Origin of the sequence: Microbacterium sp. 11MF (assembly GCF_000383475.1) — a bacterium.
GTDB lineage: Bacteria > Actinomycetota > Actinomycetes > Actinomycetales > Microbacteriaceae > Microbacterium > Microbacterium aquilitoris.
In genome coordinates this window covers 544,671-570,829 of the sequence record NZ_KB911459.1, presented here as the reverse complement: position 1 = coordinate 570,829, position 26,159 = coordinate 544,671, and the positions used below count along the sequence as shown (strand labels likewise).

Annotated in this window: 17 protein-coding genes; 15 read left to right on the top strand and 2 right to left on the bottom strand. The window is 72.1% G+C overall.

Features of this window, described 5'->3' with window-relative positions:
* Positions 1 to 12 precede the first annotated feature (12 nt).
* Positions 13 to 1,026, bottom strand: a complete 1,014-nt coding sequence (locus tag H286_RS0102745) for a LacI family DNA-binding transcriptional regulator (RefSeq protein WP_018188393.1) — start codon at positions 1,024 to 1,026, stop codon at positions 13 to 15.
* Between the two features lie 187 nt (positions 1,027 to 1,213).
* Here H286_RS0102745 and H286_RS0102740 point away from each other — a divergent pair, with 187 nt between their 5' ends.
* The 4 genes from H286_RS0102740 (at position 1,214) to H286_RS0102725 (ending at position 7,230) form a co-directional block, all read left to right on the top strand.
* Positions 1,214 to 3,235 carry a beta-galactosidase gene (locus tag H286_RS0102740; RefSeq protein ID WP_018188394.1) on the top strand — a complete coding sequence of 674 codons (2,022 nt, stop codon included), beginning with the start codon at positions 1,214 to 1,216 and terminating at the stop codon, positions 3,233 to 3,235.
* Positions 3,236 to 3,378: 143 nt separating this feature from the next.
* Positions 3,379 to 4,626 carry a sugar ABC transporter substrate-binding protein gene (locus H286_RS0102735; RefSeq protein ID WP_018188395.1) on the top strand — a complete coding sequence of 416 codons (1,248 nt, stop codon included), beginning with the start codon at positions 3,379 to 3,381 and terminating at the stop codon, positions 4,624 to 4,626.
* Positions 4,627 to 4,693: 67 nt separating this feature from the next.
* Positions 4,694 to 6,301, top strand: coding sequence for an ABC transporter permease subunit (locus H286_RS0102730; protein WP_018188396.1), 1,608 nt, complete (start codon positions 4,694 to 4,696; stop codon positions 6,299 to 6,301).
* Positions 6,301 to 7,230: a sugar ABC transporter permease gene (locus tag H286_RS0102725; protein ID WP_018188397.1), complete on the top strand. Its 930-nt coding sequence runs from the start codon at positions 6,301 to 6,303 to the stop codon at positions 7,228 to 7,230. Before H286_RS0102730 ends, H286_RS0102725 begins: the two co-directional genes overlap by 1 nt.
* On the opposite strand, the gene rsmI is transcribed toward H286_RS0102725, so the two are convergent.
* Entirely contained in the window at positions 7,220 to 8,050 is an 831-nt protein-coding gene (gene rsmI / locus H286_RS0102720; RefSeq protein ID WP_018188398.1) for a 16S rRNA (cytidine(1402)-2'-O)-methyltransferase, read from the bottom strand. The two genes, H286_RS0102725 and rsmI, sit on opposite strands and share 11 nt — an antisense overlap.
* Before the next feature lie 23 nt (positions 8,051 to 8,073).
* On the opposite strand from rsmI, the gene H286_RS0102715 reads away from it, so the two are divergent.
* From H286_RS0102715 to H286_RS0102665, 11 genes are read left to right on the top strand one after another with little or no spacing between them, the layout of a single operon-like run.
* Entirely contained in the window at positions 8,074 to 9,669 is a 1,596-nt protein-coding gene (locus H286_RS0102715; RefSeq protein ID WP_020097015.1) for a dolichyl-phosphate-mannose--protein mannosyltransferase, read from the top strand.
* A gap of 26 nt (positions 9,670 to 9,695) precedes the next feature.
* The gene (locus H286_RS0102710) at positions 9,696 to 10,817 is read left to right on the top strand and encodes an FHA domain-containing protein (protein WP_020097014.1); all 1,122 of its coding nucleotides are present in this window, start codon (positions 9,696 to 9,698) and stop codon (positions 10,815 to 10,817) included.
* On the top strand, positions 10,814 to 11,971 hold the full coding sequence (locus tag H286_RS0102705) for a serine/threonine protein kinase (RefSeq protein ID WP_020097013.1): 1,158 nt from the start codon (positions 10,814 to 10,816) through the stop codon (positions 11,969 to 11,971). The genes H286_RS0102710 and H286_RS0102705 overlap by 4 nt, the downstream gene beginning before the upstream one ends.
* 9 nt (positions 11,972 to 11,980) lie before the next feature.
* Entirely contained in the window at positions 11,981 to 17,920 is a 5,940-nt protein-coding gene (locus H286_RS14420; protein WP_155900286.1) for an Ig-like domain-containing protein, read from the top strand.
* A gap of 39 nt (positions 17,921 to 17,959) precedes the next feature.
* The gene (locus tag H286_RS0102695; RefSeq protein ID WP_018188402.1) at positions 17,960 to 18,949 is read left to right on the top strand and encodes an AAA family ATPase; all 990 of its coding nucleotides are present in this window, start codon (positions 17,960 to 17,962) and stop codon (positions 18,947 to 18,949) included.
* Positions 18,946 to 20,295, top strand: a complete 1,350-nt coding sequence (locus tag H286_RS0102690; protein ID WP_018188403.1) for a DUF58 domain-containing protein — start codon at positions 18,946 to 18,948, stop codon at positions 20,293 to 20,295. Before H286_RS0102695 ends, H286_RS0102690 begins: the two co-directional genes overlap by 4 nt.
* On the top strand, positions 20,292 to 22,763 hold the full coding sequence (locus H286_RS0102685; RefSeq protein WP_020097012.1) for a transglutaminase domain-containing protein: 2,472 nt from the start codon (positions 20,292 to 20,294) through the stop codon (positions 22,761 to 22,763). Before H286_RS0102690 ends, H286_RS0102685 begins: the two co-directional genes overlap by 4 nt.
* A 55-nt stretch (positions 22,764 to 22,818) precedes the next feature.
* Complete coding sequence (locus tag H286_RS15120; RefSeq protein WP_231370873.1) at positions 22,819 to 23,994, top strand: FHA domain-containing protein; 1,176 nt, start codon at positions 22,819 to 22,821, stop codon at positions 23,992 to 23,994.
* Entirely contained in the window at positions 23,991 to 24,842 is an 852-nt protein-coding gene (locus H286_RS0102675) for a PP2C family protein-serine/threonine phosphatase (RefSeq protein ID WP_018188405.1), read from the top strand. The genes H286_RS15120 and H286_RS0102675 overlap by 4 nt, the downstream gene beginning before the upstream one ends.
* A complete protein-coding gene (locus H286_RS0102670) occupies positions 24,835 to 25,374 on the top strand; it encodes a hypothetical protein (protein WP_020097010.1) in 540 nt (179 codons plus the stop codon). The genes H286_RS0102675 and H286_RS0102670 overlap by 8 nt, the downstream gene beginning before the upstream one ends.
* A 17-nt stretch (positions 25,375 to 25,391) precedes the next feature.
* Positions 25,392 to 26,120 (top strand): hypothetical protein, encoded by a 729-nt coding sequence (locus tag H286_RS0102665; RefSeq protein WP_018188407.1) that lies wholly within the window; start codon positions 25,392 to 25,394, stop codon positions 26,118 to 26,120.
* Positions 26,121 to 26,159: the final 39 nt, after the last annotated feature.

The following is a 26,159-nucleotide window of genomic DNA, read 5'->3' as shown; positions in this document are numbered from 1 at the left end:
GCCCTCAGAGGCTCAGGCGCTCGCGCGCGGCACGAGCGTCGTGGGCAGCACGATCGATCCGCCGGCGCCCCCGTCGACGACGTCGAGGAGCACCTCGACCATCCGGCGCGAGATCTCGGTCCACGGCTGACGCATCGTGGTCAGCGGCGGGTCGGTCGTCGCCGCGAGTCCCGAGTCGTCGAATCCCGCGACCGCGACGTCCTCGGGTACGCGCCGTCCGGCCTTGCGGAGAGCGGCGATCGCGCCCACGGCCATGACGTCGGACGCCGCGAACACCGCGTCGATGTCGGGAGCGCGCCCGAGGAGACGGGTCATGGCGGCCTCGCCTGCGACGCTGGAGTAGACGTCCTGCTCCACGAGGGCCGGGTCGAATTTCTCGCCCATCTCCTCGCGGAACCCCACCAGCCGGTAGCGACCGCCCGGAGTGTCGTCGGGTCCCGTGATGACGGCGATGCGCTCGTATCCGCGGTCGAGGAGGTGGCGGGTCATCTCCCGTGCCGACCCCTCCTCGTCGACCGACACCGTCGGGACGTGGGCACGGTCCCCGAGCGGGACCCCCGAGCACACCGTCGGCACCCCGGCCGCCGTCAGGGAGGCGAGGAGCGGGTTGGACTCGTGCGACGAGATGAGGAGCACGCCGTCGACGTGCCCCGCGCGGACGTACCGCTCGATGTTGGCGTACTGCGAGGGATGCTCCGCGATGAGCAGCACGAGGGTCATGTCGCGAGCGGCGAGGGCTTCGGTCGCGCCGCGCAGCAGCAGCGCGAAGGTGGGGTCGGCGAACAGGAGGTGCTGCGGCTCCGTCAGGAGGAACGCGACCGAGTTCGCCCGGCCCGTGGCGAGGGCCCGCGCGGCATGACTGACGGTGTAGCCCGTGGCCTGGATGGCGGCCTCGACCGCGAGACGGGACTCCTCCGACACCCAGCGACCGCCGTTGATGACCCGCGAGACGGTGCCGTGCGAGACGCCCGCGACCTCCGCGACATCGCGGATGGTGGGACGCCTGCGCTCGGAGGGGAGGACCACGCGCCGACTCTATACCCCGGGCGCCCTCCGCCCGGACGGGGACTGGGACCGGTCACAATCCGGTAACGAGGGCCGGTTGGGGCGCGGCATCCCGCATAGACTCCGTGACGAACCTGTTACCGGTCCCAGTCGCCTCTCGGAGGCGCGACGGGGACGGAGCCCGATCGATGAGGATGGCTCTCGCACCATGACGACCCCCGCTTGGCCGCATCTGGACGGCATCGCCTACGGCGGTGACTACAACCCGGAGCAGTGGCCCCGCGAGGTGTGGGACGAGGACGTGCGGCTCATGCGCGACGCCGGCGTCACGATGGTGAGCATCGGCATCTTCTCGTGGGGTCTCCTCGAGATCCGCGAGGGCGAGTTCGACTTCGCGTGGCTCGACGACATCATCGCCCTCCTCCACGAGAACGGCATCGCCGTCGACCTCGGCACCCCGACCGCCTCTCCCCCGGCGTGGTTCTTCGCGCAGTACCCCGAGGCCCGCACCGTCACGAAGGACGGCGTGCCGATGGGCTTCGGCGCCCGCGGCATGGTCTCGCACTCGGCGCCCGAGTACCGCGCAGCGATCGCCCGCATCGCCGGCGCTCTCGCCGAGCGCTACGGCGATCACCCGGCCGTCGTGCTGTGGCACATCCACAACGAGTACGGCGTGCCCGTCGGCGAGGACTTCTCCCCGCACTCCGTCCGGGCCTGGCGTCTCTGGCTGCAGGCGAAGTACGGCGAGATCGCCGGCCTCAACGCCGCCTGGGGCACCGCGTTCTGGGGGCAGCACTACGAGGAGTGGGACCACGTCGGCGCACCCGCCGCCGCCCCGTCGACCATCAACCCCGCGCAGAAGCTCGATTGGGCGCGGTTCACGGACGAGATGCTGCGGGAGTGCTTCCGCATCGAGAAGGCCGCGATCCGTGAGCACGCCTCGCAGCCCATCACGACGAACTTCATGGCCAACCAGCACCATGGCGTCGACCTCTGGGCCTGGGCGGACGAGGTCGACATCGTCTCGGACGACCACTACCTGTGGGCGGCCGACGAGGAGGGCGAGATCGGCCTCGCGATCGCCGCCGATCTCAGCCGCTCCGTCGGAGCCGGCAAGCCCTGGATCCTCATGGAGCACTCCACCTCCGCCGTCAACTGGCAGCCGCGGAACGTCGCGAAGCGCCCCGGTGAGATGACCCGGAACTCGCTGAGCCACCTCGGGCGCGGAGCCGACGGCATCCTCTTCTTCCAGTGGCGCGCGGGACGCTCCGGCGCCGAGAAGTTCCACTCCGCGATGCTGCCGCACGCCGGTACCGAGTCGCGTGTCTTCCGCGAGGTCGTGGACCTCGGAGCGAAGCTTGGCCGTCTGGCCGAGGTACAGGGCTCGCGCGTCGAGGCCGACGTCGCCGTCCTGTGGGACTTCGAGTCGTTCTGGGCGCAGGACCTCGAGTGGCGCCCGTCCGAGGATGTCAGCCACGACGAGCGCATCAGGGCTTTCTACGAGCGGCTCTGGCGCGACGACATCACCGTCGACTTCGCCCTCCCCGGGCACGACCTCTCGCGCTACCGTCTCGTCGTCGTCCCGTCGCAGTACCTGCTGACCGCAGCGGATGCCGCGAACCTCACCGCCTATGTCTCCCAGGGCGGGACGCTCGTCGTGTCGTTCTTTTCCGCCGTCGTCGACGAGAACGACGCCGTCCACCCCGGCGGCTACGGCGCCGTGCTCGCGGACGCTCTGGGCGTCCGCGTCGAGGAGCACCTGCCCCTGCGCGAGGGACACGTCACCGGCATCCGCGTCGACGATCACGTCTTCGCTGCCGACATCTGGCAGGAGGATCTCGTCGTCACCACCGCCGACGTCCGCGCGACCTACACCGCCGGGCCTGCCGAGGGCCGTCCCGCCGTGACGCGGAACGCCCACGGTGACGGTGTCGGCTGGTACATCAGCACCCGACCGGATGCCGACGGCCTCCGCGCGATCATGCGCGAGGTCTACGCCGACGCGGGTGTCGACGTGCCCGGCACGCCTGACGGCGTGGAGACGATCGTGCGCCGAGGAGCCGACTCCGACTACCTCGTCGCGATCAACCACGGCACCGAACAGGTGTCGCTCACGACCACCGGAACCGACCTGCTCACGCAGGCCGACGTCCGGGACACGCTGGTGCTGGCAGGAGGCGACGTCGCCGTCGTCCGCCTGGCGCACACAGCCCACCGGGGCGATCGATGACCGATCGACTCGCGACGGGACACCGTCGAACGCACTGAGAGAAAAGCCGTCGCAGCCACCCGGCCGCGACGATCACACACCGGTCGTGACGGCGCGACCTCGCCAGAGGCCCGCCGGATCGACCACACCCGGAAGGAAGATCCATGCGCAAGATGGGTATCGGCATCGCCGCATTGGCGGCGGGCTCCCTCCTGCTGGCCGGTTGCGCCGGCGGCAGCAGCACCACCACCCCGGCACAGTCGGAGTCAGCGGCTCCGATCGACGCAAGCGGCGTGACCCTCACCGTCTGGACCGACGAGAACCGCGAGCCCGCCATTAAGGCCGCCGCGAAGACGTTCGAGGAGGAGACCGGCGCGAAGATCGATCTCGTCCAGAAGAACTTCGGCGACATCCGCAACGACTTCACCAACCAGGTGCCCACGGGCAAGGGGCCCGACATCACGATCGGCGCGCACGACTGGCTCGGCGGTTTCGTGCAGGCGGGTGTCGTGGCGACCGTCGACCTCGGCGAGAACGCCTCCAAGTTCGAGAAGGTCGCGACCGACGCGTTCACGTACGACGGCCAGACCTACGGTCTGCCCTACTCGCTCGAGAGCGTCGCGCTCGTCCAGAACACCGACCTCGTCGGCGAGGACGCACCCGCGACCTTCGACGACATGATCGCGGCGGGCACCAAGTCGGGCGCCGAGCGTCCGTTCGTCATCAACACGGAGAGCTCAAAGGGCGACGCGTACACGATGTACGGGCTCCAGACCTCGTTCGGTGCGCCGGTGTTCGTGCAGGACTCCTCCGGGTCCTACACGAAGGACGTCGGCATGGGCGGCGAGCCCGGTACCGCATTCGCCACGTGGCTCGGCGAGCACGGCGAAAAGGGCTCGGGCGAGATCTCGACCACGATCGACTACGACACCAACAACGAGCTGTTCGCCTCGGGCAAGGCCGCGTACACGATCCAGGGTCCCTGGGCCGTCAAGGCGCTGACCGATCAGGGCGCGAAGATCAAGGTCAACCCGATCCCGTCGGCCGGGGGCGAGACGGCATCCCCGTTCGTCGGCGTGCAGGGCTTCTACATCAGCGCCGAGAGTGCGAACGCCCTCGTTGCGCAGGAGTTCGTCACCAAGTACCTCGCGACCTACGAGGCGCAGAAGGCCCTCTATGAGGCGGACCCCCGCATCCCGGCCTGGTCCGACCTGGCCGAGGAGGTCTCGTCCGACCCCGTGATCGCCGGTTTCGCCGCCTCGGCGAAGAACGGTGTGCCCATGCCGAGCATCCCTGAGATGGGTTCGGTCTGGGACCTCTGGAACGCCGCTCAGGTGCAGGTCATCAAGGGTGCGGACCCGAAGGGGACCTGGACCAAGATGGTCGCCGACCTCGAGAAGACCATCGGCTGACACGCTTCCGGGGGCGGGGCTGCGACGCCTCGCCCCCGGAGACCACTTTCCTCGAGAGGGAGATGACATGACGGCTCTGCAGAGCCCCACCCTGCCGGAAGACGCACCGCCGGCTGCGGAGTCCCACGCCCGGCGCTGGTCAGGCCTCGGCTGGGGCTTCCTGGTCAAGCTGGTGCTGATGGGCCTCATCAACGCGGTGGGCCTGCTGGGCATCATCGCCGCGTTCCAGGCACAGTCCTGGATCGTGTTCGGCGTCGCCCTGGCGCTGCTCCTCGCAGCCGACGTCGTCTACTTCACCAAGAAGGCACTCCCGCTGAAATACCTGCTGCCGGGACTGTCGTTCCTGCTCGTGTTCCAGGTGTTCATCTTCCTGTACACGGGGTACATCGCCTTCACGAACTACGGCGCCGGCCACATCGGCTCGCAGGAGCAGGCGGTCGCCGCCTCGCTCGCCCAGGGGGAGCGCCGCGTCGAGGGTGCCCCCACCCTCCCCCTCACCGTCGTCGAACGCGGCGGCGACCTCGGCTTCGCCGTCGTCGAGGACGGCCAGCTCCTGGCGGGCTCCGCCGACGACCCGCTCAGCGCGGTCGGCCCCGCTCCCGCCTCGGGCGCCGCGACCGAGGTCCCCGGCTGGTCCGTCGTCCCTCGCAACCAGATCATCGGCGACCAGGCGACGCAGCAGGCCGTCATCGACCTCCGCGTCCCCGTCTCGGACGATCCCAACGACGGCTCGATCCGCACTCGCGACGGGTCCAGCGGCGCGGTGTACCAGTCCACGATGACCTGGGATGCCGAGACGCAGACGATCACCGACAGTGCGACGGGTCTCGTCTACACCGCGAGCCCCACCGGCAACTTCGTCGCCGACGACGGGACGACACTCCCCACCGGGTGGGTCGTGAACGTGGGCTTCGACAACTTCGTGAAGCTGTTCACCGACCCGACGATCCTCGAGACGCTGGGACTCGTCACCGGCTGGACCTTCGTCTGGGCGGTGCTGTCGGTCCTCATCCCGTTCGCGATGGGGCTCGTCTTCGCACTCATCTTCAACGATCCGCGGGTGCGCGGCCGGAAGATCCTCCGGACCCTGTTCATCCTCCCGTACGCGTTCCCGGCGTTCATGTCCGCACTGCTGTTCCGCGGCATGTTCAACGCGGAGTTCGGCGTCATCAACGAACTCTTCTTCGGCGGCGCGAACATCGACTGGCTCGGGGATCCGTGGCTCGCGCGCGGCGCGGTGCTCTTCGTGAACGTCTGGCTCACCTACCCGTACTACTTCCTCGTGTGCACCGGCGCTCTGCAGGCTCTTCCGCAGGATGCGCTCGAGGCGGCGTCGATCGACGGGGCGGGCCGGTTCCGCCAGCTGCGGGCGATCATCCTGCCGCTCGTGCTCGTGTCGACGGCGCCGCTGCTGATCTCGTCCTTCGCGTTCAGCTTCAACAACTTCACGATCATCTACATGTTCAACGCCGGCGGGCCCGCGATCCCCGGCGCACCGTATGCACTCGGGTACACCGACATCCTCATCTCGGCGATCTACGACATCTCCGGGGTCTCGGGGGGCAAGGCCGACTACGGCCTCGCGAGCGCCCTGTCGATCCTCGTGTTCGTCGTGGTGGGCGCTGTGTCGGCCCTCGCATTCCGTCAGACCAAGAAGCTCGAGGAGTACCAGTGATGTCCGCTCCCTCCCCCGCCGCGACCACCGCGACGATCACAACCGGTTCGTCCGCGACTCGCACCGCCGCCCTGCGTCCCGCGCAGCGCAAGCGCTGGGTGCTCGAGGTCGGCTGGAAGTACCTGATCGCCGCGGGGCTCCTCTTCTACGCGATGTTCCCGCTCGTGTACGTCCTGTCGGCGTCGTTCAATCCGAACGGCACCTTGTCCGCGGCGAACGCGTTGTTCTCCGTCATCGACATCGGCAACTACGCCGCCCTCGCCGACACGAGCTACTGGGCCTGGTACGGCAACACGCTCCTCGTCGGCGGCGCGTCCGCGGCGGGAGCGGTCCTCATGGGCGCGGCGGCTGCTTACGCCTTCTCGCGATTCCGGTTCTCCGGCCGGCGGATCAGCCTGACGGCGCTCCTGATCGTCCAGATGTTCCCGCAGGCGCTCGCGTTCGTCGCGATCTTCCTGATGCTGCTGACCCTCGGCGAGGTGTTCCCGGTCCTCGGGCTCAACTCGAAGATCGCTCTCATCTGCGTGTACCTCGGTGGCGCGCTGGGCGTGAACACCTTCCTCATGTACGGCTTCTTCAACACGATCCCGATGGAGATCGACGAGTCGGCCAAGATCGACGGCGCCACCCACGCCCAGATCTTCTGGCGCCTCATCATGCCGCTCGTGACCCCGATCCTCGCCGTCGTCGGCCTCCTCGCCTTCATCGCGGCATTCGGCGACTACATCATCGCGAAGATCGTCCTCGTCTCGGAGGACAACTGGACCCTCGCCGTCGGCATGTTCCAGTGGGTCTCGAACCAGCTCGCAAGCAACTGGGGTCTGTTCGCCGCCGGGGCCATCCTCGCCTCGATCCCCGTGCTGGCACTGTTCCTGTCGCTGCAGCGCTACATCGTCGGCGGCTTGACGGCCGGCTCGGTCAAGGGCTGAGCGGCTTCTTCGCCGCGACGGCGGCACGGTAGAGGTCTCGCGAGGGGAGTCCCGTCTCTCGCGAGACCTCGCCGGCGGCATCCTTCAACCGGATGCCGGAAGCCACGAGCGCCTGCACCTGGGCGACGGCGTCGTCCTCGCTGACGGCTCGGACGCTCGCCCCCTCCACGACGACGACGATCTCGCCGCGGACGCCCTGGGCGGCCCACTCCGCCAGCTCGCCGAGCGGGCCGCGGACGACCTCCTCGTGCAGCTTGGTCAGCTCGCGGCAGACGGCCGCGCGACGGCCCACCCCGAACGCCTCGGCCATGGCCGCGAGCGTGTCGGCGAGACGGGACGGCGCCTCGAAGAAGACCATGGTGCGCGCCTCGGAGGCCAGGGCGCCGAAGACCGTCCGCCGCTCCCCCGCCTTGCGGGGCGCGAAGCCTTCGAACGTGAATCGGTCCGTCGGGAGGCCCGCGAGAGCGAGCGCGGTGATCACGGCGCTCGGACCCGGGAGCGCCGTCACGTCCACGCCCTGCTCGACGGCGGCCGCGACGACCGCATAGCCGGGGTCGCTGACCGTCGGCATCCCGGCGTCGCTCAGCAGCAGGACGTCCTCGGTCGCGGCGAGCGCGACGAGCTCCGCGGCGCGCTGCTTCTCGTTGTGGTCGTGCAGGGCGATGAGGCGCGGCCGATTCTCGATGCCGAGGGCCTGCAGCAGGCGCTGGGTGGTGCGGGTGTCCTCGGCGGCGACGATCGTCGCGTCCTCGAGGGCGGTGCGCAGGCGCCCGGTCGCGTCGCCCAGATTTCCGATCGGGGTCGCGGCGAGGATCAGCACCGCCCCAGCATAGGCTGGTCGCCGTGAGCTCGACCGCGGAACCGTTGCTGCCCGCGGCCCCGCTGCGGCCCCGCCTCGACGTCCGCATCGATGCCTGGCGCGGCCGGATCCTCCGTCATCCGGCGGCCCGCTGGCTCGCACCCCTGCTCGTGACGCTGCTCGCCGGCATCCTGCGGGTGTGGAACGTCGGCCACCCGCACGCGATCGTCTTCGACGAGACGTACTACGTGAAGGATGCCTGGAGTCAGTGGAACCTCGGCTACGCCGCCACGTGGCCAGACGGCGCCGACCAGCGCTTCGCGGACGGTGAGACCGACATCTACACGCGCGAGCCGAGCTTCGCGGTGCATCCGCCGCTCGGCAAGTACCTCATCGGTGCGGGCATGGCCCTGTTCGGCCCGACCTCGTCGTTCGGCTGGCGCTTCGCCGTGGCCCTCGCGGGCACCCTCGCCGTCCTCGTCCTCTATCTGATCGCGTGGCAGCTGACCCGGTCGATCGCGTTCAGCACGGTCGCGGCGGGGCTGATGGCGATCGACGGGCTCGCGATCGTCATGAGCCGGGTCGCGATCCTCGACATCCTGCTCACGTTCTTCGTCCTCCTCATGGTGTGGTTCGTCCTCCTCGACCGGCGGCGTCACCTCGACCGCCTCGCCCGGGCCATGCTCCGACGGGATGCCGCGGGCCGCGTCTCGTGGTGGGCTCCGGTCCTGTGGGGCCGGCCGTGGCTGGTCGCCGCGGGCATCGCCGGCGGTGCGGCGTGCGGGGTCAAGTGGTCGGGGGCATGGGTCCTCGGGGCGCTCGGCCTGTACGTCGTCGTCAGCGACGCGCTCGCCCGACGCCGCCTGGGCGTCTACTTCTGGCCGGCGGATGCCGTCCGCCAGGGCGCCGCGTCGTTCCTCCTGCTCGTGCCGGTCGCCGTCGTCGTCTACCTCTCGACGTGGATCGGGTGGTTGACCACCGACGGCGGGTATGGCCGTCACGACGTCGACGCGACCCCGGCGCAGGGCTTCTGGTCGTGGGTCCCGCTGCCCTTCCAGAACCTCTGGCACTATCACGAGACGATCTACACGGCGACGGCCGAGATCACCTCGACGCATCCGTACGCGAGCCCCGCCTGGCAGTGGCCGCTCCTGCTCCGCCCCACCTCGATGTACGTCGGGAACACCGCGAACACCGTCGACGGATGCGCGAGCGCCCGCGGGTGCATCGAGATCCTGTACTCGATGCCGAACCCGCTGCTGTGGTGGCTCGGCGTGCTCGCCGTCCTCTGGATCGCCGTCCACGGGGTCCGCACCCGCGACTGGCGCGCAGCCGTCGTGATCGTCGGCGTCGGCGCCTCGTACGTGCCGTGGCTGTTCTACCCCGATCGCACGATCTTCCAGTTCTACACGGTCCTGATCCTCCCGTTCATGGTGCTGGCGCTGACCTTCGCGCTGCGCGCCCTGTGGGGTTCGCCGGGCCGGATCGATGCGACGGGTCGGATCGTCGCGCGCCGGATCGTGCTCCTCGTCCTGGCGCTCGTCGTCGCGCTGTCGGTGTTCTGGTACCCCCTCTGGGCCGCCATCCGCGTGCCGTACGAGTTCTACTGGCTGCACAACTGGCTGCGCGGATGGGTCTGACCGCGCGCCGTCAGTAGGCTGAGCACGTGTTCCGATACCCCACCCCGACGCTCGCCGCCGAGTCGGGGTACGCCATCGCCGGCGATCGGTTCGCCATCCTCCTCGGATCGGGCGTCACCGAGGGTGTCATCGCGCGGCTGTGGAACTCGGCCGTCGCCGACACGGCGGTCCTCGAGGACGTCCTGAGCGTGCTCGTGGCGGGCGGCATCCACGACCTGCCCGACTTCGCGATCGCGGAGTTCCCCGACGACGACGCGCAGCCGGTGCGCGTGGCCGTCCGCGGCGCCGCCATCGTCGAGACCTCCGATCGCACGCGCGTGTCCGGGGCCGATGCGCGGACCTGGATCGAGACGGCGCTCGCGGGGGCCGTCGGCATCCGTCTCGCCCTCGACGCCGGCGCGACGGGCGGCGACCTGCTGCCCCTCGGGCTCGGGGTCACCCGCGCCGACGAACTGTCGTGGGGGCGCCCCTTCCCCGCGGGCCGCGAGCCCGACGCCGAGGTGACGCCCGCCGCCGAGGGCGAAGAACCCCCCGGCACCCTTGCGCCCGTCACCGTCGCCGTCCCCACGATCACGCCGCCCGTCCGGCCCGCACCCGCAGCGCCCGCTCAGACTCCCCGCGACGAGGAGATCGACGTCCTACAGACGATCTCGGTCGACCGCAGCCTGTTCGCCCGGCTCTTCGAGGACGACGACGAGCTCGAGCTGCCCGACTTCCTGCGCGAGGACGACCAGCGCCACGACGGCGGGGACCTCCCCGACGAACGCACCCTCTTCGGCTCGCGTCGCGCCGCAACCGGGGCGGTCTACGGCCTGCGCCTTCCCGGCGGGCGGACGGTCCCCCTCGACCGGCCCGTGATCCTCGGGCGCGGCCCGCGGCAGGCCGGTCACGCCGGTGCGCGCATCGAACGCGTCTCCTCGCCGCACAAGGAGATCTCGGGCACGCACCTCGAAGTGGTGCTCGACGGGACGACCCTCGTGGTCCGCGACCTCGACTCGACGAACGGGACGATCGTGCGTCCGCCGACGGGCGCCGCGGCGCTCCTGCGCGGCGGCGCGGCGTCGCGGGTGCCGCTCGGGACCGAGCTCGACCTCGGCGACGGCGTGACCGCGGTGTTCGATGTGCTCGACCCCTCGACGGCGGGATGACCGACCGCGTGTCCCACAGGCTTCCGTCCACGCCACCCGGTCTCTCGGGGTTCACGTACGTCCGTCCGCTGGGTGCCGGAGGTTTCGCCGACGTCTTCCTGTTCGAGCAGAACCTGCCGCGGCGCCCGGTGGCCGTGAAGGTCCTCCTCGAAGACGTCGTCGACGAGAACGTGCTGCGCATGTTCAACGCCGAAGCCGATGTCATGGCCCGCCTCAGCGCCCACCCCTCGATCCTCACGATCCACGAGGCATCCGTGTCGGCCGACGGACGCCCCTACCTCGTGATGGAGTACTGCCCGACCTCGCTCACCCACCGCTACCGGCGCGAGGAGATCCCCGTCGCCGAGGTGCTGCAGCTCGGGGTGAAGATCGGCTCCGCACTCGAGACCGCCCACCGCGCCGGGCTCCTGCACCGGGACATCAAGCCGTCGAACATCCTCGTCACCGCCTTCGGTTCGCCCGTCCTCTCGGATTTCGGCATCGCCGCCGCCGTCGAGGCCCGACCGGACGCCGAGGAGGTGTTCGCGATGTCCGTGCCGTGGTCGGCGCCCGAGATCGTCGACGAGCGGGTCTCGGGTTCCATCGCGGCCGAGGTCTGGAGTCTGGGCGCCACCGTGTACTCGCTGCTCGCCGGCCGCAGTCCCTTCGAGCGCTCCGGCCGCGGCCAGAACACCCGCGACCAGCTCAAGGCGCGGATCCGCAAAGCGGTGTACACGCCCGTCGGTCGCCCCGACGTCCCCGCCGAGGTGGACGCCGTCCTCGCCCGCGCCCTGAGCCGGGACCCCGCCGCCCGGCATCCGTCCGCCGCGGCCTTCGCTCACGACCTGCAGCTCATCCAGCACCAGATGGGGCTCCCCCACACTCCCCTCGAAGTCGCCGTCGACGAGTGGGCCGCAGCCGGGGCGACCGTCGACTTCGACGATGACCGCCTGCGCGGTCCGGTGCGTCCGAGCGTCGCGTACGAGTCGGCCCGGCCCGCGCGTCGCAAGTCTGGCCCTCCCCGTCGCCCCGACGAGGGCACCATCCTCGCAGGCGCCGAGCCCGCGCCGCGGCTGAGTCGCACCGCCGTGATCGCCCTCGCCGTCGGCGCGGGCGTCGCGCTCACCCTGGCGGGCGCCGCCACCACGTTCTTCCTCCTCGGCGGAGCGGGCTGAATGGCAGGCATGCCCCGGGAGCGACCCCGCATCCGCCGGTCCACGTGGATCGGCGTGGGTGCGCTCACCGCCGTCGTCGCGGTGGTCGGCACCCTCGCGGTCGTCTGGCCGGGATACGACGCGCAGCAGACGCCCGTCGACGATCCGACGGTCTGGGCGCTGCAGACCGGCGCCGGGAGCGGGTACGCCCGGGTCAACCTCGACCTCGGCGAGGTCGACACCGTCAAGCAGGTGGTCAACGGGACGCAGGTGGCTCAGACCGCCGACCGGCTGTTCGTCTTCAGCGAGGGCGGCTCGGCCTACTCCGACGTCGACCTCGCCCAACCCGCCGACCTCACCGGCGAGGATGAGGACGCCTCCTCCCCCACACCGGCAGGAACGGTCGAGATCGTCTCGGCGGGCGACGCGATCGCCTACCGGACCGAGGGCGGCGGCGTCTTCGGCGCGACCCTGTCCAGCGGCGGCGCGGTCTCGCCGATCGATCCGTACGCCGACGTGGACCGGGACGCGAACGAGCAGGGGCCCCGCTTCTCGGCATCCGCCGTCGCCGTCGACGCCGACGGCGTCGTGTACGCCTACTCGGCGCCCGAGAAGGTCGTCGTCCGGGCCGAAGCGGCCACGGGGCGCATCCTCGGTCAGGATCCGACCCCGATCGCCCCCGTCGACGCGCAGCTGAGCGCGGTCGGCGGTCGCTGGGTGCTCTACGACGTCGCGACGGGTGACGTCGCCGTGGCGGATCGGGACGACGTCGTGTCGACGACGCCGGCGACCGGGGCGCTGCTGCAACGGGCCGCGACGAGCGGGGACGCGGCCGTCATCGCCGATCCGACCGGGATCACGCGCGTGCCGCTCGACTCCGGCGCCGCGGACCGGCCGCTCGAATCCCCCGGGCTCGGCACACCGGCCGTGCCGACTCCCTCCGGCGGGGCGGTCTCGGCTGCGTGGCTCGGCGACGGCACCGGCGGCGGGACGCTGTGGTCGAGCGCGGCCCCGACGCAGAGCACGCCTCTGGACTACGCCGGCGCCGACATCGGCGACGGCGTCGATCCCGTGTTCGTCGGCAACGGGTCGCGCCTGGCGCTGAACGACCGCGGATCCGGCTGGGTCTGGCGTGTCCCCGACGGTGCGCTCATCCCCTCGTCGCAGCAGTGGCGCGTCGAGGACACGAGCGAGGCCGCCCCCGACACCGACGACCCCGTCGAACGGGTGCTCGACCCCAAGCCGCCCGTCGCGGTCGACGACGAGTTCGGGGTGCGCGCCGGTTCCGTCGCGCTCCTGCCCGTCCTCCTCAACGATCACGACCCCAACGAGGACGTCCTCAGCATCGACGCGGGCGGATTCGACGGGGCGGACGCCGCCTTCGGGTCGGCGACGCTCACCGGCGCCGAGCAGCAGATCGCCCTCGACGTCGCGCCGGACGCGACCGGTACGACCACCTTCCGCTACCGCGTCACCGACGGCACCTCGGCCGGCGGGCGCCTCTCGGAGTACGCGACCGTGACGGTCCGCGTCGTCCCCGAAGAGGACAACGCGTCGCCCGTCTGGTGCGGGGTGCCCGGATGCCTCGCCACCTGGCCCACGCTCTCGGTCGCCCCCGGCGGCACGGTCTCGGCCGACCTGCTCCGGGGCTGGGTCGACCCCGACGGCGACCCCGTCTACCTCTCCGGCATCGACGGAGCCCCCGCGGTGGGGACCGCGACGACGTCGCCGGAGGGCGAGTTCACCTACCAGCATCCCGATCCGAGCGCGACGGACGCCGCCGGCATCCCGGTCGCGGTGGTCGTCTCCGACGCGCGGGGAGCGACGACGACGCAGACGGTGACGGTGCAGGTCACGCCCGCACCCGAGCTGTCGGCCGAGTCGTTCGCGGTGAACGGTGTGGTCGGCGAGCCGCTCGACGTCGACCTCACCCCCTACGTCACCGGGGCGTCGGGACCCCTCGCGCTCGGCTCGCTCGTGGCTCTCGACGCCGACCGCGTGAGCGCGACCCCCAACCCCTCCGCGCTGCGCATGAACGTCGTGGCGAACGAGCCGGGCTCGTACGTCGTGCAGTACTCGGTGCGAGACGGTGTCGGCGAGGCATCCGCCATCGCACGCGTCACCGTCCGCGCACCCGAGGACACCGTCGTGACGACACCGCCGCTCACCGCGTTCGTCCGTCCCGGCGAGGACGCGACGATCGACGTCGCGTCGGCCGCGGCGAACCCGGCCGGCCTCGTGCTGCTCCTCGACGACATCCGACCCGACAGCGACCCGACCGCGTCGCTCAGCGTCGATCTCGTGGGGCAGAGCCTCCTGCGGGTCAGTGGGACGACCGACGACGGCACACCGGGACGCCTCGGCGTCGTGCGCTACCGCCTGAGCGACGGCGGGGCGGATGCCGCCGGTGCCGAGGGCGAGCTGACCGTCATCCTCCTGCCGGCCGGCTCGGCCGAGCAGCCGATCGCCGTCGACGACGCCGTGACGGTCCGCGGCGGGACCCAGGTCGACATCCCCGTCCTCGACAACGACCACACGCCCACCGGGGCCCTCATCGCGATCGACCCGTCGTCGGTGGTCAACGAGACCGGCGGCGGCCTCGCGTTCGCCTCGGGACGCGTCCTGCGCTACCTGGCGCCGCGCGCGGCGGGTGCGTACGCGCTGACGTACACGGTGTACCGGTTGGGCTTCCCCGAGGTGACCGACACGGCGCGGGTGACCGTCACCGTCACCGGCGGCGACGAGAACCGCGACCCGGTCCCGCGGACCCTCGTCGGGCGGGTCGTCGCGGGCCAGTCCGTCACGATCGGCTTCGACCGGTTCGCCGTCGACCCCGACGGCGACGACGTGTCGCTCGACGCCATCACGACCCAGCCCGCCGAGGGATCGGCGACCATCTCGGCCGACGGCCAGTCGATCGTCTACACGAGTCGCGAGGGCGTCTCGGGTCAGGTGCGCTTCGGCTACCAGGTGAAGGATGCCCGGGGCCGGACGGGCGTCGGCGAGGTGCGCGTCGGCGTCATCGCCCGTCAGAGCGACCCGAGCCCGGTGACCTTCAGCGACTACGTGCAGGTGCAGGCGGGCGCCGAGAGCACGGTCGTCGTCCGGCCCGCGGACAACGACGTCGATCCTTTCGGCAGTCCCTTGGAACTCGGCGACGTCGTCCCGAACGCCCCCGCGGACAGCCCCGAGTACGCGGCGCTGGCCGGCCGGGTGAGCGTCGACGACGGCGCGGTGACGGTCACGGCGGGCACCGCCCTCGGCACCTTCTCGTACTCGTACGAGGTCTCCAACGCGGACGGCGACACCGCCATCGGTCTCCTCGTCGTCAAGGTCGTCCGTGACCCGGTGCCCGATCATCCGGTCGTCTCGGACACGGTGCTGACGATCGAGGACCGCGACCGGTTCACGACCGGCGTCGACGTGCTGACCGGCCATGTCGCGTGGGATGCCGGCGACGTCGCCGGGCTCACCCTGCGGCTCTGGGGCGACCCCGGCGACCTCGAGGTGTCGGGGCGGAGGATCTCGGGCGAGCTGCCGACGCGCACCCGCCTCATCCCGTTCGAGGTCAGCGGCACCGCCTACGACGGCAGCGAGGTGACGACGTACGGGTTCCTGCGCGTGCCGGGGACGGACGAGATCCGCCTCACCCTCCGCGCCGGCGTCGAGCAGCTCCGCGTCGCCGAGGGCGAGAGCGTCGAAGCGGATGTCGCCGACCTCGTGGTCCTGCCCGAGGACGGGGCCCTCGTCCTCGACCGCGACGGCACCAAGGCCGGCGGTGCGCGCAAGGACGCCACCTGCCGTGTCGTGTCGGGCACCGTCATCCGATACACCGCGGGGAAGGGCGCCCCCTGGTCCGATTCGTGCATCGTGGCGGCACGCCTGGCCGGCCAGGACGAGCCCACCTATCTGACGCTCGCTGTCGCCGTCGAGGCCGAGACGCCGCAGCCGTCGCTGCGGAGCGCGTCGCTCGGCGTCCGTCCGGGCCGGACGCAGACGTACGACCTCACCCGGATGGTGCGATGGGCCGGCGTCGCCGACGAGGACGCCCTCCGCTTCGACGTCGCCTACTCCGGCAACCAGTTCGAGGTGACCGCCGACGGCGCCGCCCTGACCGTCACCGCCGTCGACGAGGCCCGTCCCGGACGTGAGGAGGAGGTGACGGTGTCGCTGCCGAGCCACCCCGACGCGAGCGCGTCGAGCCTCGTGCTCACGGTCGGCCCCTCCCCCTCGTCGCTTCCCCGCGGCGGATCCGCGGTGAAGACCTGCTCGCAGTCGGACGGGCAGTCCTCGTGCACGATCGAGGTCGTCGGAGCCGACGGCGAGGTCAACCCGCTCCCCGGCACGCCGCTCCGGGTCGTGGCTGCGTCGAGCGCCGGCAACTGCGACGGCGTCCGGTTCTCCCCCGCCGGCGACCGCACCGTCCGAGCGAGCTGGAGTACGGATGCCGAGGGCGCGGCGCGCTGCGCGGGCACCTTCGTCGTCGAGGACGCGCAGGGGCGCCAGTCGAGCGGCGATCGCAACGGCTCCGTCGTCCTCGACCTGCGCGGTCTGCCGGCGAGCCCCACCCGCCTCGAGTGGACCTCGTACACCGAGGAAGCCGTGACCCTGCGGGTGACCTCGGATGCCGGTTCCTACCCGGGCGTCGAGGGGTACCGCATCACGACGGGAGGACGCGAGGTCGCCACCTGCCCGGCCTCCGGGGTGTGCGCGCCGATCTCCGCCCCGGTGGGCGAACAGCGCGTCTACGAGGCGCGTGCGGTCAACGAGGTGGGCGCCTCGCGCGGCACCGTGCGGACGACCGCGTGGGCCTACCGTCCGCCCTCCCGTCCCGCCGCCGCCACGTTCACGCCGGTCCCGAACGGACGCGACGGCGGAGTAGCGACCGTCACCGTGACCGGGCTCGACGACACGACCGGCAGCGTCCGCCTGGCCGGCGGAGTCGCCGGAAGCGCGACGCAGGCCGTCCGCGGCGGGACCGCCACCTTCACCGGCTACCGAGTCGGCTCGAACGACCCGAAGACGCTGACGGCGACGCCGCTGACGGAATTCGACCTCCCGCCCATCGCCGGAGGGTCCACCGAGGGGCGATCACTCGAGCTCCGCGCCCACGGCGTCGGTGCCCCGAGTATCGAGCTCTCGCAGACGACCACGACGGACTCGCTGACGGTGACCGCACGGGTGACGGCCGAGAGCGCCGGCACCGTGGCGCTGTTCGGCTTCAGCGAGGTGTCCGCCGCGGAGTGCAGCCCGGACTCGCGGGACGCCCGACGCACCTTCGCGGCGCGCGCGTTCGAACGCAAGACGGTCTACGTCTGCGCGACGAGCACCTTCGACGGCCAGGACGGCTTCGGCGTGACCTCCGACGCGATCACCGCCCGCCCGACCGGGAACGTCGCCGCGCCCGAGCCGATGACCTACACGGTGTCGACGACGCCACGCGGGGATCAGGCCTCCGGGTTCACGTACGCGGCGAGCGCGGCCAGCGACCCCGGCCGGCCGCCGTTCGAGGGAGCGACGCTGCGGTACCGACTGAATGATCAGCTTCGGGACTCCTTCGAGCCGCGCCCCAACAGGCCCGACGACCGGTGGACCGCGGAGTGGTGCGACACCTTCCTCGGCGTCGTCGGTGAGTGCTCCGACCGGACACCCATCGTCGCGGCACGCGGAAGCGCGGGTTGGCCGGTGTACGTGGCCACGGACGACGTGCCGCGGTGCCGGTCGGACGAAGAGGTGTCGGACTGGTTCCCGCGGAACATCGGCACCGACGTCGCGACGGTGCGGAAGACCGTGATCGACGGAGACCTCGGCCCGCAGCGTGTCGAGTACACCCTCGGGTGGACCGGCGCCCTCCGCGCGCTCGATCCGATCACCGTCAGCGTCGACTGCCGTCAGATCACGCCGCCGCCGCCCGAGACGGAGCCGCCGGCATCCCCCGACCCGACCGAGACCACCCCGCCGGCTCCCTGAGCGGCGCGGCCCCGAGACCCCTTCCCCGAGAGGAACACGATGACGATCACCCAGGAGCAGAGCGCCTGGTTCGCCGAGACCTTCACCACGCTCGTCGACAACGTGGAGCAGGTCGTGCTCGGCAAACGGCACGTGATCGAACTCGCGTTCACCACGATGGTGTCCGAGGGTCACCTCCTGCTCGAGGACTACCCCGGTACCGGCAAGACGTCGTTGGCGCGCGCGATGGGGCGATCGGTACAGGGGACGGCGTCCCGCATCCAGTTCACCCCCGACCTCCTCCCCGGTGACGTCACGGGCATCACGGTGTACGACCAGCGCCGGGGCGAGTTCGAGTTCCACCAGGGGCCGATCTTCGCGAACGTCGTCCTCGCCGACGAGATCAACCGCGCATCGCCCAAGACGCAGTCGGCGCTCCTCGAAGTGATGGAGGAGGGTCACGTCACGGTCGACGGCGTCACGCGGGACGTACCCGTCCCGTTCCTCGTCGTGGCGACGCAGAACCCGGTCGAGCAGGCCGGCACCTACCGGCTCCCCGAGGCGCAGCTCGACCGCTTCCTGCTGAAGACCTCGCTCGGCTACCCGGATCGCGCCGCCACGATCCGCATCCTCGAGGGCTCCGGCGATGCGACGCGGGAGGTCTCCCCCGTCATCACCCCGCAGGGGATCGTCAGCATGGCCGACATCGCCCGCGGCGGATACCTGAACCCGCTCGTCCTCGACTACATCGCGCGCGTGGTCGACGCCACCCGCCTCGCGCGCGAGGTGCGGCTGGGGGTCAGCGTCCGAGGAGCACTCGCGCTCACGAAGGCGTCGCGCACGTGGGCGCTGGCCCACGGCCGCACCTACGTCACCCCCGACGACGTCAAGGCGCTCGCCGTGCCCGTGCTCGCGCACCGTCTGATCCTCGACCCCGAAGCCGAGTTCGACGGCGTCACGGCCGAGGCGGTCATCGGGCAGGTCCTCCTCGACGTCGTCCCGCCGTCGGGCGAGCGTCTCGACGAACGCGGTCAGCGAGAGAACGTGTGAGTTCCTCCACCGAGTCCCGCCTCACCCGCACCTTCGCCGCGACGGGATACACGCGCACGGGCTACGGCTCGGCGCCCGCCACGACGCGCCTGGCGGTACGGGGGGTGCGCGGATGGCGGCGGCTCCGGCGCGCGAGCGCGCGGGCGGCGCGGGGGTTCGCCGAGACCGTGGCACCCGCGGGGTGGATCGTCCTCGCCGTCGCGGTCATCGGACTCGCGTGCGGCCTCGCCCTCGGCTGGCTCGAGTTCGCCGTGGCGGGCGGGGCGGCCGTTCTGCTCCTCGCGCTCTCGGTTCCGTTCCTGTTCGGTGCGCGCGCCTACGAGGTGACCCTCCGCCTCGAGCACGACCGCGTCGTCGCCGGGACGCCCGTCGAGGGTGCCCTCGTCGTCGCCAACGTCGGTCGGCGCGTCGCGCTCCCCGGCCGGGTCGACCTGCCCGTCGGCGACGGCCTCGTCGACGTCGCCGTGCCGCTGCTGCGCCCTGGCCACGAGACCAGCGAGGATGTCGCGATCCCGACCCTGCGCCGCGGCGTCATCACCGTCGGCCCCGCCCGCACCGTGCGCGGGGACCCCCTCGGCATCCTCACCCGTGAAGCGACCTGGCAGGAGACCCGCACGCTCTACGTGCACCCCGTGACGACGGCGTTGCGGAGCACCGCGACGGGACTCATCCGCGACCTCGAGGGGAGCCCGTCGAGGACGATCGTCGACGCCGACTTCTCGTTCCACGCGCTCCGGCCCTACGTCCCGGGCGACTCACCACGCCAGGTGCACTGGAAGTCCACGGCGAAGACCGGCGCCATGATGGTGCGTCAGTACGAGGAGACCCGCCGCTCCCGCATGATCCTCGTTCTCGGACTCGGCGGCGACGAGTACGCCGACGACGACGAGTTCGAACTCGCCGTCAGCGCGACCGCGTCGATCGGCGTCCGGGGCCTCCGCGACGGGCGGGACGTCGACGTCGTCGCCGGCGCGGAGATCCCCGAATTCGCGCGAGGCCGCATGCGGACGTTCCGCACCCTGACGACGATCTCGTCGCGGACCCTCCTCGACGACCTCGCCGCCATCGGTCGGGGGGAGAACCCGAGCCCGCTCCGCGAGGTCGCAGCGCTCGCGGCCGGGCGCCATCCGGATGCCTCGATCGCCTTCCTCGTCTGCGGATCGACTCTGACGCCCACGCAGCTGCAGAGCGCCGCGCTCGCCTTCGGGTCCGAGGTGGCCGTCGTCGCCCTCGTGTGCGACCCGACGGCGGCTCCCGGCATCCGGCGCCTCGGGAGCATGACCGTCATCTCGATCGGGCTCCTCGACGACCTGCGACAGATGCTCGCGAGGGGTGGGCGATCGTGACCGTCCCCCTCCGCCGCGACGCCCGCCGCCCGCTCCCCGCACCGTCGCGGGCGGGCTTCTTCATCGGCCAGGCGATCGTCCTCGACCTCGTCCTCGCCGTGGGAGCGGTCGCCGCATGGCCGATCTACCGGAGCACCGCGTTCATCGTCGCGGTGACGGCCGGGATCGTCGCCGGTCACGTCGTCGCGGCCGTCGGCACCCGCTGGCGCTGGTCGGGATGGTGGGTCGCCCTCACCGCGCTGGGCGCATACGTCGCGCTGGGAGTTCTCGTCGCGGCATCCGGTTCGCTGGCCTCCCCGGGTGCGGCGCTCCGCGCCCTCGTCGACGTCGCGACGGCGCCCGTCACCGGGTGGAAGGACCTGCTCACCCTCGACCTGCCGCTCGGCGCCTACCAGGCGACCCTCGCGCCGACGCTCCTGCTCTTCCTCGCCGTCACCGTCGCCGCCCTGTCGATCGCGTGGCGCGCGAAGACGGTGTGGATGCCGGCGGTCGCCGTGGCGCTCATCCCGACCGCGTTCGGCGTGGTCTTCGGCGCCCGCACCCTGGCCGCGCCGCTGCTCGTCGGCGCCGTCCCCCTCCAGCCCGAGACGCTCGTCGGCGCGGCGTCCGTCGCCGCAGCCCTCGTCGCCGTCGTCTGGCGGACCGCCCACGACCGGCGCCGCGCACTCCGGACCGCGGCCGACGCGACCGGGATGCGTCGGGGCCCGACCGCCCGGCGGCGCGGCACCGCCACCCGCGCGGCGACCGCGGCGGGGATGGTCGTCGTCGCGACCGCCGCTGCGGCCGTCTGGGGGCCGTGGGCACTCGCGGGGCAGCCGCGCGAGGTGGCGCGGGCGGCGGTGGCACCGGTGCTCGAACTCGAGCGCGCGCCCAGCCCGCTCGCGGACTACCGCGCGTCGTTCGCGGACGATCGCTACGACCAGGTCCTGTTCACGGTCGCCGCTCCCGAGACGATCGACCGCGTGCGCCTCGCGACCCTGCCGTTCTACGACGGTCGCACGGTGCGCGCGATCGATCCGGATGCCGGCCCCACCGACCCGGCGACGGCGTTCACCCGCGTGCCCTCGAGCCTCGGCGGCGACGGCACGGCGAGCGTCTCGGTCCGGATGGGAGCGGGCGCGGGCATCTGGGTCCCGACCGTCGGCAGCCTCCGCGCCATCGCGTTCGACGGGACCCGGGCGACGGACCTGTCCGATGGGTTCTTCCACAACGCCGCGACGGGCGCCGCGATCGAGCTCGCCGACCCCGGTCTGGGCGAGGGCGACGCGTACCGGCTGTCGGTCGTCCCGGACGGCCAGGCCGAACCGGTGGCATCCCTCACCCCCGCCCGGAGCGGACCGTCCCTGCGCGCCGACGTCGTTCCCGCCTCGCTCGTGGAATGGATCGAGGCGCAGGACGCGGGCACCGGTGGCGCCGCTCTCGACACCCTGGTGGAGCGCCTGCGCGCCCGGGGTTATCTGAGCCACGCCCTGCAGGTGCCGACCGGTGACACCCCGTCCTGGCTGGCGGACCTCGGTGGCAGCGGGTTCCAGTCGTCGCGGGCGGGTCACTCGGCAGACCGCATCGGGACGATGTTCACGCAGCTGCTGACGCGCGAAGCCGAGGCGCCGGGCCGCTCCGATGCGGAACTCGTCGCCGCCGTCGGCGACGACGAGCAGTTCGCCGTCGCTGCCATGCTGATCGCCGATCAGCTCGGCTTCGAGGCGCGGGTCGTCGTCGGCACCCGTCTCACCTCAGCCGAGGACCTGCCCGTCTGCGAGGACGGCTCGTGCCGCGGCGGCGATCTCGCTGCGTGGATCGAGGTGCAGGATGCCGCCGGCCAGTGGGTCCCCGTCGATGCGACGCCGCAGCACGACAGCTTCCCCTCGCCGGATGTGCAGCAGCGGCGGGACCCCGAGAACCCGACGGACGTCCGCCGCGACGAGGTGGACACGGTGCTCCCGGCCGATGCCTCTCCGTCCGACGGTGACCTGCCGGACGAGCAGGCGCCCGCGGACGAGACCGACCTGTCGGCGGTGTGGGCTGCCGTCCGCATCGGCGGCGTGTCGCTGCTCGCGGTCATCGTCCTGATCGGGCCGCTCGTGACGGTCCTGGCGGTCAAGGCCGTCCGCCGACGCAACCGGCGGCGGCGCGGCGACGTCGCGGAGCGCTTCACCGGCGGCTGGGAGGAGTACGTCGACACCGCGGTCGACCACGGCTACCCCGCACCGGCCCACCTGACGAGGCAGGAGCTGGCGAGCCTGTTCGCCGGCGGGGCCGACGAGGCGCCGGGCAGGCGGTTGGCCGGCTGGGCGGATCGGTCGGTCTTCGACGTCTCGCCGCCGAGCGCAGCCGAGAGCGAGGAGTTCTGGCGGATCGTGGCCGCCGAGCGCACCCGGTTCGCCGGGGAGAAGGGTTTCTGGGCGCGGCTCGGGGCGCGGCTGTCGCTGCGCTCCCTGCTGCCGCGCAGACGGGCCGCCCGCAGATAGGGTGTGCGATGCGGGACCGAGGGAAGTCGAAGAGGGACGAGGACAGATGTTGAGCGTGACGACGGGGAACCCGCTGGCCTCGATCGGCGATGCCGCCGGAACTGTGGGAGGCGCCCTCGCGGTGTCGCTCCTCGGCGTGCTCGTGCAGCTCGTCCTGCTCGCGGCCGTGTACGTCTGGACCTCGCTCGCCCTGGCCGCCGTGTTCCGCAAGGCCGGTCTCCCGAGCGGTCGCGCCTGGGTTCCGGTGCTGAACATCTGGATGCTCTTCGAGCTCGCCGGCATGAAGGGGTGGTGGGCGGCGGTCATCGTGGGCGGCGGCCTCCTCACCGCCGTCATCGCCTCGGTCGCAGGATCGCTCCTGCTGCAGTCCGCTCAGGAGGCCGCGTTCGGCGGCGGCGGCGATGGAGCGGGCGCGATCCTGGCGGCATCCGTCGTCCCGACCCTGCTGTTCCTCGTCTTCCTCGCCGGCGTCGTGATCCTCCTGGTGCGGATGATGGGCCCCCTGAACCGCGGTTTCGGTCGCGGCGGCGGGTTCGTCGCCCTCGGTGCACTGCTGCTGCCCGTCTGGGCCTCGGTGATCGGGTGGGGAGCGGCGCGCTGGCAGGGGCTGCCGCAGAAGGGCCTGCCCCCGACGCCGTTCGCAGCGGAACCTGTCGCCGTCGACACCCGCGGCGTTCCCGCCGACACGTCCGCGTTCGCGCCCCCGGCCCCGACCTCAGCACCGGGGCCCGGGACGCCGGCCGCGGCATCCGTCCCGGTCCATCCCTGGTCGCCGCCTCCGCTGGCTCCGGTCGCCGCACCCGTGCCGGCGCCGGCCGCGCCCGCCGCTCCCCCGGCGGCGCCCGCGGTGGCCCCGGGCGAGCAGACCGAGCTCGAGGAGCACACGGTCCTCGCGGCGCACCGCCGCCCGGCGGCGTCCTTGCGTCTGCCCACCGGACAGACCGTCGCCCTCACGTCCGACACCATCGTGCTGGGCCGCAACCCCGCACCGCCGTCCGATGCCCCCGAGGCCCAGCCGATCGCGATCGACGACACGACCCGGACGGTGTCCAAGACGCACGCGCTGCTGCGGCGGACCGGCGACGCCTGGACGATCACCGATCTCGCCTCGACCAACGGCGTGGTCGTCGGCACGAGCGACACCGAGATCACCGTGGGCACCCCCGTCCCCCTTGCCGGCCGCTTCCTCCTCGGCGACGCGGAGCTCACCCTCGACGCAGGATCGCGATGACCCCCACCACCGGACCGCTCCCTCCCTTCGACGTCATCAGCGGCGCTCTCACCGACACGGGCCTCCGCCGTCGCGTGAACGAGGACTCGCACCTCGCGAGCTTCCCCGTCTTCCTCGTCGCCGACGGCATGGGCGGCCACGAGGCGGGCGATCTGGCATCGGCCGCGGTCATCGACGCGTTCCGGGACTTCGTCGGTCGGAGCGACGTGGCACCCGAAGAGGTCGCCGAGGCCGTCCAGGGCGCGCACCGGTCGGTGCAGGAGATCGCCCGCGGCACGACGCGCGGCGCCGGATCGACGCTCACGGGCGTCATCGCCGTGCAGCAGAACGGTGAGAACCGGTGGCTCGTCGTGAACATCGGCGACTCCCGCGTCTACCGCCTCCTGTCCGAGCGCCTCGAGCAGCTCACGGTCGACCACTCGATCGCGCAGGAGATGGTGGATGCCGGTCGCCTCGCGCGCGAGGACATGGCGACCTTCGAGGGGCGCAACGTCATCACGCGTGCCGTCGGCGGCGAGCGCAGCCCGGCCGACTTCTGGCTGCTGCCGGTCGTCACGGGAGAGCGGCTCCTCATCTGTTCGGACGGCCTGTCGGGAGAGATCACCGACGAGGCGATCCGCGCCGGACTGTTGACGGGCGCCTCGCCCGCCCAGACGACGGGAGCGCTCATCGCGCAGGCGCTCGCGCACGGCGGCAGGGACAACGTCACCGCAATCGTCATCGACGTGGTGGGCGGCGGCATCCACCCCCGTCTGGAGGACACGACGGGCGGTCTCGTCACGAGCGAACCGGCCACGGGCACGATCGAGGTCGAGACGGTCCCCTCGCGCCGGAGGCGCCATGACTGACCCGATCGACGACCCCACGCGTCGCGCCGACCGGGCGGACCGACGGGGCGGGACACGCGTGCCGGACAGCGAGCCCGACGACCTGACGCTCTTCGCCGCGCGTCGGGTGCCGGACGACGAGACGCTCCTCGCGGCACGCCGCGCCGACGCCGACGACGACGACACACGCCTCGCCGAGCGGCGGGCGGACGAGACGCTGGTGGCCGAACGCCGCACGGGCGAGGGCACACGCGTGACCGAGCGCCGTGTCGTGCGGGATGCCGGGTCCCCGGCGGTCGCGCACGGGCGGGCCGACACGCCCCGCACGGCCTCGTCGCCGGGCACCCTGGTCTCCGGCGCCGTCTACGCACCCCGACGTTCGGAGCCGGCGCCGCAGGTCGTCCGCGCCCCGCTCTCCCCGCCGACCGGACCGGATCGCAGGACGCGCCGACGTGCCCGACGGGGCGGCGTCGTCGCCGTCGTGATCGGCGGAGCCGCCGTGGTGGCGGGCGCCGTGTGGGGAATCATCGTGATCGTCCAAGGGGGAATGTGATGGCGGAAGACATAGAGATGACGGCCGAGACCGACGCCGCCGAGCTCGGCATCGAGTTCTGCGGCGAATGGTTCCACCCGACGCCCGGAGAGACCTTCTCGATCGGACGGGACGCCGACCTCGTCATCGACACGAACCCGTACCTGCACCGTCGCCTGCTCGAGATCGAGTCCTCGCAGGGCATGTGGTGGCTCACGAACACGGGCCGGTCGATCTCGGTGGCCCTCGCGACCTCGGATGGGGCGTACCAGGCGATGCTCGGACCGGGGACGCGCGTGCCGCTCGTCTTCCCCGAACTCGTCGTCATGTTCACCGCCGGCGCGTTCACGTACGAGTTCACGATCCGCAACGGCGCCGCGCGCTTCACGGGTCGCGCGGTGGAGCTGGACGGCGATAGCACGGACGGCGGGACGACGATCGGTGCGGTCCCCCTCACGGCCACCCAGCGCCTGCTTCTGATCGCCCTCTGCGAGCCGATCCTGCGCGGCGGGATGATGGGCTCGAGTCAGATCCCGACCTCCGCGAAGGCGGCGGAGCGGCTCGGCTGGCCGCTGACGACCTTCAACCGCAAGCTCGACAACGTGTGCGACAAGTTCGATCGCGAGGGAGTGCAGGGGCTCCGCGGCGGCGCCGGGAAGCTCGCCACCAACCGCCGCGCGCGCCTGGTCGAGCACGCGGTGCTCTCACGTCTCGTGACGGCAGCGGACCTGCCGCTGCTCGACGAACCGCAGAACTCCGACCGCTGAGCCGCACCGCCGGCGGGCCGGGCGACCGGAGGCATCCGC